11 protein-coding genes are annotated in these 12523 nt (G+C 53.4%); 10 read left to right on the top strand and 1 reads right to left on the bottom strand.

The genetic code is table 11. The annotated features are described in order from the left end of the window. The 6 genes from B5F80_RS11435 to B5F80_RS09345 all read left to right on the top strand — a co-directional run. A partial coding sequence (locus B5F80_RS11435) for a YadA-like family protein (protein ID WP_343224287.1) occupies nucleotides 1-2294 on the top strand: 2294 nt, incomplete at its 5' end. 360 nt (nucleotides 2295-2654) lie between these two features. Then, nucleotides 2655-2870: a DUF1659 domain-containing protein gene (locus B5F80_RS09325; RefSeq protein ID WP_087478557.1), complete on the top strand. Its 216-nt coding sequence runs from the start codon at nucleotides 2655-2657 to the stop codon at nucleotides 2868-2870. 35 nt (nucleotides 2871-2905) lie between these two features. Then, nucleotides 2906-3133 carry a DUF2922 domain-containing protein gene (locus B5F80_RS09330; RefSeq protein WP_087478558.1) on the top strand — a complete coding sequence of 76 codons (228 nt, stop codon included), beginning with the start codon at nucleotides 2906-2908 and terminating at the stop codon, nucleotides 3131-3133. 87 nt (nucleotides 3134-3220) lie between these two features. Then, nucleotides 3221-3817: a sigma-70 family RNA polymerase sigma factor gene (locus tag B5F80_RS09335; protein WP_095629050.1), complete on the top strand. Its 597-nt coding sequence runs from the start codon at nucleotides 3221-3223 to the stop codon at nucleotides 3815-3817. Nucleotides 3818-3999: 182 nt separating this feature from the next. Continuing rightward, nucleotides 4000-4809 carry an Rpn family recombination-promoting nuclease/putative transposase gene (locus tag B5F80_RS09340; protein ID WP_204246384.1) on the top strand — a complete coding sequence of 270 codons (810 nt, stop codon included), beginning with the start codon at nucleotides 4000-4002 and terminating at the stop codon, nucleotides 4807-4809. 79 nt (nucleotides 4810-4888) lie between these two features. Next, nucleotides 4889-5224, top strand: a complete 336-nt coding sequence (locus B5F80_RS09345; protein WP_087478561.1) for a hypothetical protein — start codon at nucleotides 4889-4891, stop codon at nucleotides 5222-5224. A gap of 459 nt (nucleotides 5225-5683) precedes the next feature. Here B5F80_RS09345 and B5F80_RS09350 read toward each other — a convergent pair whose 3' ends face one another. Then, nucleotides 5684-6628: a diacylglycerol kinase family protein gene (locus B5F80_RS09350; RefSeq protein ID WP_239386346.1), complete on the bottom strand. Its 945-nt coding sequence runs from the start codon at nucleotides 6626-6628 to the stop codon at nucleotides 5684-5686. A 240-nt stretch (nucleotides 6629-6868) separates the two neighbouring features. On the opposite strand from B5F80_RS09350, the gene B5F80_RS09355 reads away from it, so the two are divergent. The 4 genes from B5F80_RS09355 to B5F80_RS09370 all read left to right on the top strand — a co-directional run bounded on the left by B5F80_RS09355 (nucleotide 6869) and on the right by B5F80_RS09370 (nucleotide 12210). Next, nucleotides 6869-8482, top strand: a complete 1614-nt coding sequence (locus B5F80_RS09355; protein ID WP_204246385.1) for a gamma-glutamyltransferase family protein — start codon at nucleotides 6869-6871, stop codon at nucleotides 8480-8482. 317 nt (nucleotides 8483-8799) lie between these two features. Beyond that, nucleotides 8800-9474 (top strand): helix-turn-helix transcriptional regulator, encoded by a 675-nt coding sequence (locus tag B5F80_RS09360; RefSeq protein ID WP_087478563.1) that lies wholly within the window; start codon nucleotides 8800-8802, stop codon nucleotides 9472-9474. A 111-nt stretch (nucleotides 9475-9585) separates the two neighbouring features. Further along, a complete protein-coding gene (locus tag B5F80_RS09365) occupies nucleotides 9586-10884 on the top strand; it encodes an amino acid permease (RefSeq protein ID WP_239386347.1) in 1299 nt (432 codons plus the stop codon). Nucleotides 10885-10902: 18 nt separating this feature from the next. Next, entirely contained in the window at nucleotides 10903-12210 is a 1308-nt protein-coding gene (locus tag B5F80_RS09370) for an L-serine ammonia-lyase, iron-sulfur-dependent, subunit alpha (protein ID WP_087478564.1), read from the top strand. Nucleotides 12211-12523: the final 313 nt, after the last annotated feature.

Genomic DNA, 12523 nt, shown 5'->3' on the forward strand with positions numbered 1-12523 from the left:
TGGAACAGATGAAAACAGCTATCAGCGACGCGGCATATGAAAGCGGCAAAGGGATAACGGTCACGCAGAAGACGGACGATCAGAAAGGAAGCATCGCAGTCAATGCCGGCAAAGGCTTAGGATTTGATGAACAGGACGGCAACAAGCTGATGGTCAATACGGGCGACGGCCTGACGGTAGACAGCAGCAACAAGGTAGCTGTTAAGTATGATGATACGAATCTGACCATGACAGACGGCGCATTAGATTTAAAAGATGTCATCAGTCTGGAAAAAGTAACAGCAACGAATGGCTTTTATGTAGATGGCGGGCCGAGCCTGACGACTGCTGGCTTGAAGATTGGTGAAAATACGAGCCTGACCAGTACGGGGTTGACGACATCGGAAGGCACGTTCAGCACTTCAGTAACAGTAGGAGATACAAATTCTATTCAGATCGGTAACGGTAAAATCTCTGGTTTAGTGACAGATTCTATCAAAAATGATGGCGATGCTGTTAGCGTAGGGTATTTGAATAAATATATTGATACTGACGCTGGATTAGCCGTGCAGTATGACGATGCAAGTAAGTCGTCTATTACATTAAAGGATACGACGATTGAAGGATTAAAGGCAACAGACCAACTGATGCAAAATTCTAATTTTGCTGCTACAGTGGGGCAAGTATGGGATGTAGATCATAAGGTTGGCAATTTAAAATGGTCTACAACACATAATTTAAAGGGTGTAGAAGACTTAACTGAAGCTGCATCGATTTTAGATAATAAGATAGGTACTGGTCAATTTGGAGGTACTAATTGGTTGGTTAACAATGTGAGTGATTTGACTAGTGCGGTCAGAACATTAGATACTACGATTGGAAACCTTACGTTTAATGATAATAAGTTAAATGGCTCACATTTAACGGTAACAGCCGCTTTGGATGTGTTAAATGATGCTATTGGACCAATGAAATTTGGTCCTACCAGCTTCTTGAAAAATCAAGGTAACCTATCTGGAGCTGTAGAAATTCTGGATCGTAATCTTAATAGTGCATTAAGTGCGATTGGGGTATTTACTACTACAGATGAATACGGGAATAAAATTCCTTCTACAGAAATTGATTGGGGCGGAAAAAATCACTTTTATTACATTTCCAATGGAACCGTCGTTGACGGCATGAGTATTCTTGACAATCAAATTTATAACATTAATACTCAATTAGGTTTGTCTGTTACCGGTTCTATTGATTGGGGAACATCTGCTCATTTAAGCGGGTCTTCAATCATTGATGGCATGAAGAATTTAGACACTGCGATTACTCGATTAGAAACTCGTGTTGGTGACCTTGAAAAGCAGTCCGGTACCCAGTCAGCTTCGAATACAAACAGCGCGATTTCGGAAGGTACTACGGCAGAAGCAGCTGCTGAATCGGCTCCGACAGAAACGACAGCGACTGAAACTCCGACGGCTGCGACTATGGAATCTGCCATAGCGAAGGCTCCGGCAGCAGCGAATTCCATGCTGAGCAGTGCGCAGCCCATGACGATGGCTTTAAACGCGCCGGCACCAGCGAACGGTGATCCTGCCCCGGTAGGAAATCCGACTGGCGGAGATATGAGCAACATCCATACGGATGGAGATACAACTATTGTTGAAAAAGACTTCACCGTAGAAGGCAATTCTACCTTTAATGGATCTGCTACGTTTGAAAAAGGGGCAGATATGAAGGGGAATAAGATTACCAATGTAGCGGCTGGTACAGAAGCAACTGACGGCGTAAACTACGGTCAGTTGCAAGCCGTACAAAATCAAGTCGATGCAAACTCGCAGAACATCGGCATCTTAGGCAGCGCAGTCAACAAGCTGGGCGACCGCATTGAACGGGTCGGCGCAGGGGCAGCGGCGTTGGCGGCCTTGCATCCGCTGGATTTCGATCCGGACAACAAGCTGGACTTCGCGGCGGGCTTTGGTAACTACCGCGGCGCGAGCGCAGTCGCTGTAGGCGCTTTCTATCGGCCCAGCGAAAACGTCATGTTCAGCGTCGGCGGCGCATTCGGCGGCGGCGAAGACATGGTGAACGCCGGCGTATCCTTCAAGGTCGGCGCAGGCTCGGGCAGCGCGACGACGTCGCGGACGGCTATGGCCAAGTCGCTCAAGTCCATGCAGGAAGTCGTGGCTTCCCAGGACGCCCAGCTGGCGCAGCAGCGCGAACAGATCGACAAGCTGACGGCGATGGTCGAGCTCCTCATGGAACAGAACGGCCAGGCGCAGCCGAAGGACGGCGACGCCCAGGCGGCACAGCCGCAGCAGTAAGACTTTTTGGACAGCCGCGACAGGCTGACCAAAGGCAAGAGAATACGGGTCGGGGGATGTCCTCCGGCCCGTTTTTTCTGGGCAAAAATAATTTCCAAAATATAAAAAGTTCATAAAATATAAGGAATATACCTGCGTAGTGTTTAATCTTTTTGATATCCTGGCCTTTGTTTCGTATATATGCTAAGGATTTCCTCCTATTTCTTTCGATTTCTTTTCGGATTTTTGCAGAAATTCAGATTTTTAAGGAAATAAATATATTTCTTGATGTCCCATATACAGTAGAGGGGCGAGCAGGGAAGACGGCGCGCCTCACCGGAAGTATACGTATCCTAAGTGAAGGGAAAGGAGGAAGGACCGATGGCAGAACGTACGCCTGTTTCCAGCAAGCTGAAGCTGACCGTGTCGTATCAGGACGGCAGCGGCGCGCAGAAGACCCGTCAGGTCACGTTGGCTCATTTGAAGTCCGGCGCAGAGCCGGCCAATATCGTCGACGTCGTGACGGCTCTCGGCACGCTGCAGGACGACCCGTTTACGGCGATCCGCGAAGTGGTGGAACACGAGATTTCGGCCTAAGGGCCCGACCATACTAGAGAAAGGAGGTACCGGCTATGGCTGTGACGAAAACGAGAACGCTCCAGCTCGAATTTCTCGACGGGGGCGGCAACAGCGTCGTCTACTCCCTGAAGGACCCGAAAGAGGGTCTGGATAAGGCGACGGTCGAAGCGGCGGCCCGGACGATTGTCGAGAAGAAGGTCTTCGCGACGGCTGACGGCGACCTGGCGTCGCTGAAGCAGGGCCAGATCGTGACCCGCAGCGTCGAGACCATCGACGAGTAAAAAAACGCGCCGGGCGGCATGTCTCGGGCCCAATGCCTGAGGCCGCCTGCCGGCGCATATTATGTGAATAGATTGGAGGAGTTCGAAATGACCGAAGCGCTGCGGCCTTGGATTCGCGAGGCCCAAAACGGCAGCACCGAAGCTGTCGAATTTATTTTAGAGCAGTTTCATCCCCTCATCTGCAAGCATTCGCGGAAGAACCGCCATCACTACGACTCGATGGACGAGGCTCGTTCGACGGCTCATTTGGCGATTATCGACTGCATCCACGCCTTTGACCTGAACAGCGACGAGGATGCGCCGCGGGCCTTCAACCGCACGATTCAGAGCCGGTTTCGCCGGGAAAGCCGCCAGAACCAGGTGTACTGGGCGAGGGTGGAGAAGAACATCGTCGGTGAGGACGAGGCCACGGATTTGCCGCCCATTATCGACGAGCTGGCACCGGACCCGCATCACTACATGGATTTCGTCGGCCTGCGGGACGCCCTGGAGCTGCACCTGAGCCGCCTCAGCGAACGGGAACGGCGGTTTTTGCATCTGCGCTACGCCGCCGATATGACGCTGGCCGCCATCGCCGCCCTGCACGGCTTGTCGGCTTCGCAGGTCTGCAAGGTCATCAAGGCGGCGGAACATAAATTAAAATCGGCCATGACGGCCCAGGAATACAAGGATATTTCGCCATGACAGCTGTGCCGGATGATGCGGACTCGTGCGTCCGGCATCAGTGCGAACGTGGCGAAGACGGGGAGCTGAGAGGCTCTTTTTTTTGTGCCCGAAACAGGGAGATGGTGCCGATTTTGGCATAGCTGCGTTGTTGCCAAGGCGTACACATGTTTGGTATAATTCAGGTAGAAGGAGGCGAGGCCGTGAAGCGAATCAAGGACTGGGAGGAGCTGACCATACAGGATAATTTCCTGTTTTTAAAGGTCATGCAGAATAAGCGTCTGTGCCAGCATTTAATTGAGAAAATACTGCAAATCAAGATCGTCGAGATCACCTATCCCGATACGGAAAAGAGCATCGACGTCCGCTGGGACAGCAAGAGCGTGCGCCTCGACGTGTACGTCAAAGACGAAACGGGGCGGGTCTACGACATCGAAATGCAGTGCGAAAACGAAGCGAACAACGGCCTGGCCAAGCGGACGCGGTATTATCAGGGAATAATCGACATGGAGCTCTTGAATAAAGGCGACGTATATGATAACTTAAAGCCATCCTATATTATATTCATTTGTACCTTCGACGCCTTTGCCAAAGGCCGGCCCATGTATACCTTTCGGAACCGCTGCGTAGAAGAAGACGGCTTGGAGCTGAACGACGAGGCGACGAAGATATTCCTGAACAGCAAGGGAGACAGCGAGACGCTGGACCCGGATGTGCGGGCGTTTTTGAGATACGTAGACGGAAAGGCGGCGGAGGGGAAGTTTATGAAAGCCGTAGAAGACGAAGTCATGAGGGTAAAGGAACACAAGGAAACGAGGCGAGAATATATGACGTACGCAATGGAAATTAAACGGCGCGAGCTGGCGAAGTTTAAAGAAGGCCGAGAAGAAGAGCGGTCGTCGATTATTTTGAACATGCTGAAAGACGGTGTTGCTAAAGAAATCATAGCAAAATATGTACGTGTTTCTGTGGAATATGTTACAGAGCTAGGAAAAAAGAATCACTTATTGTAATCTGAATAAGGCATCTGCGGGAGTGGACGCCTTATGTTGTGAGGCAGGGCCTCGTTTTTGCAAGGGAGACAGCGAGGCCTTGGACCCGGATATACGGGCGTTCCTGTGGTACGTTGATGGAAAAGCGGCCGAAGGGGCCTTTGTGCAGGCCTTGGATACGGAAGTGAAAGCTATCAAGCAGCATAAAGAAACGAGGCGAGAATATATGACCTTGGCGATGGAGTTAAAGAGACAAAGACAATTCGGCCGAGAAGAAGGCCGAGAAGAGGGGCGAGAAGAAGGGCGGCAAGAAGAACGGTTAAAAATGATACTAGCGATGCTGCGGAAGGGATTTTCCGTAGAGAGTATTGCAGAATGTGTGCAAACCTCGGTAGAATATATCATGGAATTAGGAAAAAAGAATCATTTGTTGTAATCTGAGTAAGGCATTTGCGGAAGCGGGTGCCTTATTTCATGAGATGGGATCTCGCTTTTTGCAAAGACGACAGGAGATGCTGGATCCCAGACGTGCAGGCGTTCCTGCGGTACGTCGATGGAAAAGCGGCGGAAGGGGCGTTTGTGCAGGCCTTTTGTAAAAGCGACAGCGCGAAGGCTATGCAGGTGTTTTGCGGTACGTAGACGGCGAGGCGACGCAGCAATTGAGAGCCGTCTCAATGGCTCGGGAATGGGGCGATATTTCATCGGGACTATTGTGCCGGATGCTGAGGACACGTGCGGCTGGCATCCGTGGGAAGGTGACGGCGAAGGGCTGCGTGATTCTTTTCTCAGAGCATACGCCATGCCCCGGCGCAGAACATACGAAACAGACCGAAGGACGAGGAACATGGGTCGTCTTTCGGTCTGTTTTTTTACTTTCATTGGTTTTGTATAAGTCTTATGGGATGCCCGGTATGTTGAGGGGAAATGCGTGAGGACGGGCTGCGTCCGGCGTGTCCGGTACGTAGACCGTCAAAAACGACGGCAGCACTTCCAAATCGAGGGGGAAGGCCGGCCCTTCGTCGCCGTCCATATTGGTCGACAGGGGATGGTCGTCTACGATGGAGATCTTGGCCCGGGTCGTCGTCATGAGGGTCATGTATTCGCTGCTCAGGGGCGCGCCGGCGAGAAATTCCGGCACGAGCTTGAGCAGGTCCAAATAGGTAAAATCCTTGAATACGGCCAGCCAGATTTTGCCGTCGTCTACGCGGGCCTGGGGGGCGATGTTGCGGAAACTGCCGACGGAGCTGGTCAGCATGGCGACGAGCAGGGGCGAGCGGTAAATCATTTTGCCATCGTCCGTTTCGATTTTAAACAGCGACGTCTGGTGGTTCTGCAGGGCCTTGATGCCCGTGAGGAAATAGGCCAGCGGCCCGAGACGGGTCTTCTGTTCAATAGAGACGTGTCCTACGGCTTCGGGCATGATGCCGGCGGCAATGGTGTTGACGAAGTAGCAGTCGTTGGCCCGGGCGATGTCGACCTTCGTCGTCCGGCAGTGCTTCAGCATGGCAATGGCTGCTTCAGGGTGCAGGGGAATGCGCAGGGCCCTGGCCAAATCGTTGACTGTCCCCAGGGGGATAAATCCGAAATTGATCGGGCGGTTGGCCTGTGCCAGGCCGTTGATGGTTTCATTCAGCGTGCCGTCGCCGCCCATGGAAAATACGGCGTGAAATCCGGCCAGGGACGCTTCCTTCGCCCAGGCCGTGGCATCGCCGGCTTTTTCCGTCTGTCTCAGCTCTACGAAATCAAACATAGTCTCCAGCTGCGCTTTCAGTGCGTCCTTATGATATTTGGCCCGTTCCCGGCCGGCTGTCGGGTTGATAATCAGCATACACCGTTCCAAAGTACATATCCCTCCATGCTGTTAAAATACGCCGTAGCTGTAGGCTGTAATAATGTACTATTATTATAGCCAGAAACGATTCGCAAGTGAAGACGGGAAGGGGGGATTTGTAAAAAAATTTTTACAGCAGACTCATCACGGCGACGGAAAAGGAGTTGACCTGCTGTTGTCGAACATAATACATAATATAGTAAAATAAAATATAGCAAAATAAACAAACATAGCAGGGGAGGAATGACTATGAACATGCAATTTGACGCGTCTCAATATCCCTATGCGTCGCGCCGGGAGGTCGTATACGGCCGCCGCGGCATGGTGTGCACGTCCCAGACCCTGGCCGCCCAGGCGGGCCTCGATATGCTCAAGCAGGGCGGCAACGCCGTGGACGCCGCCTTGGCGACGGCTATCAGCTTAGTCGTCCTAGAGCCGACGAGCAACGGCCTGGGCAGCGACGCCTTCGCCCTCATCTGGACGAAGGGCAGGCTCCACGGCCTGAACGGCAGCGGCTGGTCGCCCCAGGGGCTGACGTGGGACAGCCTGCATGATAAAGGCTTAGACGCCGTGCCGCACCGGGGCTGGGCGCCGGTCATGGTGCCGGGCGCGCCGGCGGCCTGGGCGGAAATCCACGAGCAGTTCGGCAAGCTGCCCTTTGAAGCTCTCTTTGAGCCGGCAATCTATTACGCTGAACACGGCTATGCCGTCATGCCGAATTTGGCCGCCATGCTGGCTGAAAGCTGGGAAAGCTTTGCGCCCTATCGGGAGGAAGAGGCCTTTTCCGGCCTGTTTTCTACCTTTTTCCCAGAGGGACGGCCGGCCCGGGCCGGGGAAATCCTGCATCTTCCCGACCACGCCGCGTCGCTGCGCCTGCTCCGCGACACACGCTGCCGGGCCCTGTACGACGGCGAGCTGGCTGAGGCTATCGACGCCTGGTCGCGCAGGACCGGCGGCTATATCCGCAGGGACGATCTGGCGGAATACAAGCCCCAGTGGGTCGAGCCCATCCATACGAACTACCGGGGCTACGACGTGTGGGAGATTCCGCCTAACGGCCACGGCCTAGTCGTGCTGATGGCCATGAACATCGCCAAGGGCTTCGATTTCGTCGAGCGGGATACAGTCGAGTCCTTCCACCGGCAGATTGAAGCCATGAAGCTGGCCTTTACGGACGGCCGCCAGTACATTGCCGACCCACGGTTCATGAAGACCGACGTGTCCTACTGGCTGTCTGACGAATACGCCGACATGCGCCGCAGCCTCATCGGCGAAGAAGCGGTGCTGCCGACGCCGACAGACGCCAATAACGGCGGCACGGTCTACCTGTGCGCCGCCGACGCGGAAGGCAATATGGTCTCGTATATCCAGAGCAACTTCGACGGCTTCGGCTCGGGCATCGTCATTCCGGGACGGGGCATCGCCCTGAGCGACCGGGGCAGCAATTTCAGCATGGACCGCAGCAGCGACAACTGCGTCGGCCCGCGCAAGAAATCGTACCATACGATTATCCCCGGCTTCCTGACCAAGGACGGGCAGCCCGTAGGCCCCTTTGGCGTCATGGGCGGCTTCATGCAGCCGCAGGGACAGATGCAGGTCCTCATGAACACCATCGATTACCACCTCAACCCCCAGGCGGCCCTCGACGCGCCGCGCTGGCAGTGGGTCGGCGGCAAGCGCATCGAAGTAGAGCCGGCCGTTCCGTCTGAAATCGTAGAAGGCCTGCGGGCCAGGGGACACGACGTCGTCGTCAATCCCAACATCATTTCGTACGGACGGGGCCAGATCATCTGGAGAAATGACGAAGGCGTCCTCATGGGAGCGACAGAACCCCGGGCTGACGGCGTCGTCGCCGCCTGGTAAGGGACGGAGCCAGCGAGCCTGTCCCGGCATTTCCGACGAGTACCAGAGAATGATTGTACTGTTTTTCACAAATAAATTTTTTGCATGACAATAAAAAATTAGGCCTATTATCCCTTTGACAAGACTGACAGCGTGCGGCGCCTGCGTACGCTGTCAGTCTTTTTGTCATGTCCTGAAAGGACAAAATATACTAGAAATGCATTACTTATGGCCTGTAATTGCGATTTTAGTATATGGCGAATATTTTTTGCAAAAGACATTGCAAAAATTTTATTGCGATGATAAAATCTTATCGAAATAAGAAAGGAGGGGACGACATGAGAAAATTAGAGACCTATATACCATTAGTAGAATTTTTGGGAAAAGCCTTAGGGGAACATTGTGAAGTAGTATTACATGATGTAAGCGATCCGGAACATTCTATCGTGGCTATTGCGAATGGACATCTAAGCGGACGCAGTATCGGCGGCTCGCTGACCGACATGGTGCTGAAGCTCCTTCGTCAAGGCAATAAGGAACAGACGCAGTATGTCGTCAATTACCACGGCAAAGGGAGTACGGGTCATCTGTTTCGCTCGTCTTCTTATTTTATCCGAGGCGACGAAGGCTCGATCATCGGCGTGCTGTGCCTCAACTACGACGTGCAGCCTTACATCACGGCCCGGGAGATCATCGATAAGGAAATCCTCAAGGGCCTGAAGCTGGAAGAATTCCTTCCGGCAAGCCACGAAGACGCCGTGCCTGCCGACGCCGTCGAGAATTTGTATAAAAACGCCGGCGATGCCATCGAGAGCATGATCGACAAGCGGCTGGCGGAATATCCCGTAGAGCCGAAGCGCCTGTCTATGAAAGAACGCATTCAGGTCAGCCATGATTTGAATGAGGACGGCCTGTTCCTGCTCAAGGGCGGGATTTCGGCCCTGGCCGAGAGGCTGGAAGTATCGGAGCCGACCGTATATCGGTATTTGCAGCGCATCCGCAGGGAAGAATAAGCGGACGAGCTGATTTGAAGATTGGGTAATGTATCGGATTTGGAATAGGGGACGAAGCCGGTATTCATTATATTTTTGTCATATATTTTGTAAAGGAGATGGATTTTTAACATGGCAACCACAAAGTTGACTCACGCCCAGAAAGCTGGCATGACGGAAGCGGAATGGAAAGAAGCGATTAAGTTTGACGGCACCGACTGGGGCTGGGTCATTATGAGTATCGGCATGGCTATCGGCGCCGGTATCGTATTTCTCCCCGTACAGGTAGGTATCGCCGGGATTTGGATTTATTTGTTATCTTCGGTCATCGGCTATCCGGCTATGTATTTGTTCCAGAAATTATTTATTAATACCTTGGCTGCCGCGGAAAAAGCGGAAGACTATCCCAGCATCATCGCCGGCTACCTCGGCAAGAACTGGGGCTTCTTCCTCGGCGTATTGTATTTCATCATGCTGGTTATCTGGGTATTCGTATATTCTACGGCCATTACCAACGACAGCGCGTCCTTCCTCCATACCTTCGGCGTGACGGACACGGTCCTTTCAGATAACCCCTTCTATGGCTTAGCCATTATCTGCATCCTCGTAGCCTTGGCTTCCCGCGGTGAAAAGCTGCTCTTCAAGCTGTCTACGGGCATGGTTCTGACGAAAATCGGCGTTATCGCCATCCTGGGCGTCATCATGGTACAGCACTGGGATTTGGCCAACTTCGGCTCCTTCCCCGACTTTGAATACCTCATCAAGCAGACGATCATCATGCTGCCCTTTACGCTTACGTCTATCCTGTTCATCCAGAGTCTGAGCCCCATGGTTATTTCCTACCGGGCCCACAACAAGTCCATCGAAGTCGCCCGCTACAAGGCGATCCGCGCGATGAACATCGCCTTCGGCATCCTCTTCGTCGTCGTATTCTTTTATGCCATTTCCTTCAACCTCGCCATGGGTCACGACCAGGCCGTTGAAGCGTACTCCAAGAATATTTCCTCCCTGGCTATGGCCGCACAGGGCTTTGAAGGCAACTCCGTCCGCATCATGAGCCTGGTTCTGAACATCTTCGCCGTTATGACGGCATACTTCAGCGTATTCCTCGGCTTCCGCGAAGCCTGCCACGGCATCGCCCTCAACTGCCTGCGCCGCATGATGCCGGAAGAACGCATCAATAAGGGCGCTCTGAAATTCGGCATCCTCATCTTCGCCGTTCTCGTATCCTGGGGCGCTATCGTGCTCAACGCGCCGGTCCTCAGCTTTACGTCTATCTGCAGCCCCATCTTCGGCCTCGTCGGCTGCCTGATTCCGGCTTACTTAGTTTACAAAGTGCCGATGCTGCATCAGTTTAAGGATCTCAGTCTGAAGATCATCATCTTCACCGGCATCTTGTTAGTTATTTCTCCGTTCTTGGCATTTTCGTAAAAAGGAGCGTATGATAGTATGACAAACGCAAAATGGGAGAGAATGATTGAAATCATGAAGACGGACGTCGTTCCGGCAACGGGATGTACGGAACCTGTATCGCTGGCCTTCGCTGCGGCTACGGCTGCCCGTGAACTGGGCGAACCGGTTCAGTCCATCGAAGCCCGCGTATCGGCGAACCTTATGAAAAACGGTATGGGCGTCATGGTGCCCGGTACAGGCCGTCCCGGCTTGTATATTGCCGCAGCTGTCGGCGCCTTGGGCGGCGACCCCTCTAAGGACCTGCAGGTTCTCAACGGCATTCCTGCCGACATCATCGAAGCCGGCAAGCAGATGGTAGACACGGGCCTCGTCACGGTCGGCATCGCCCGTGAAGTTCCCAACGTCCTCTACTCTGAAGCCCTGGTAAAAGGCAAGGAACACAGCGTCAAAGCCTGCATTGCCGATTCCCACACCAACGTCATCCGCATTGAAAAAGACGGCGAAGTCATTTTCAACGTAGAACAAGAAGAAGACAACAGCCTGGAAGAAAAGAACGCCTTCCTCAACGGCTTGTCCGTGAAAGAAATCATCGAATTCGCCGAAAACGTTCCCCTGGAACAGGTCGATTTCATGAAGCAAGCCGAAGCCTTGAACGACGCCCTCTCTAAAGAAGGCCTGACGGGCAAATACGGCCTGGCAATCGGCTGCGCCCTCCAGCGCAAGCAGGAAAAAGGCCTCGTCGGCAAAGACCTGATGAACGAAGTCGTCATCCGCACGGTCGCTGCATCGGACGCCCGCATGGGCGGCGCTCCCCTGCCGGCCATGACCAACTCCGGCTCGGGCAACCAGGGCATTTCGGCGACGGAACCTGTCGTCGTCGTAGCGGACTACGTGAAAGCCAACGACGAAGACCGCCTCCGCGCTATGGTCTTGTCCCACATGATGGCCATTTACACCCATTCCTTCCTGCCGAAGCTGTCCGCCCTGTGCGCGACCCTGACGGCATCGATGGGCTCGGCGTCGGGTATGGCCTGGCTCCTCGACAGAGAACACGCTGAACAGACCATCAGCAACGCCATCTGCAGCATGACCGGCGACGCCATCGGCATGGTCTGCGACGGCGCGGCCAACAGCTGCTCCATGAAGGTCGTCACGGCCGTATCGTCGGCATACCGTTCTGTCATGCTGGCTCTCGACAACATCCGCGTCGGCGGCGACGACGGCCTCGTAGCGCACGATGTAGACGAATGCGTCCGCAACGTAGGCTGCCTGGCCTGCCACGGCATGAAAGTAACGGACGACGAAATCCTCAACATCATGCTCCACAAAAACAAAGGCTGCTAATCTTGCAGAATACCTGATACCTTACACCCTTCATAATACATAACAAAAAACACGAGCTCGGGATATTTCCCGCTCGTGTTTTTTTGTTGTGCAACTTTCGGCTGCGAAATGGGACTATCGTACCTAAAACCTGCCGCGAGGCGGTTTACCGTAACTTCAGCGTGTATATATATGACATGATAAGAGCAAGTACAGCGAAAGGTCGGTTCTATTTTGGGCGTAGAACTTGAAGTGCAAAATTAGGGAAAGGGAAAAAGGCGGGGCTGGGCAATAGCCGTGTGTGGATTCATCTGAATTATGGAATCCTATGCTG

The organism is Megasphaera sp. An286, from assembly GCF_002163455.1.
Taxonomy (GTDB): domain Bacteria; phylum Bacillota; class Negativicutes; order Veillonellales; family Megasphaeraceae; genus Megasphaera; species Megasphaera stantonii.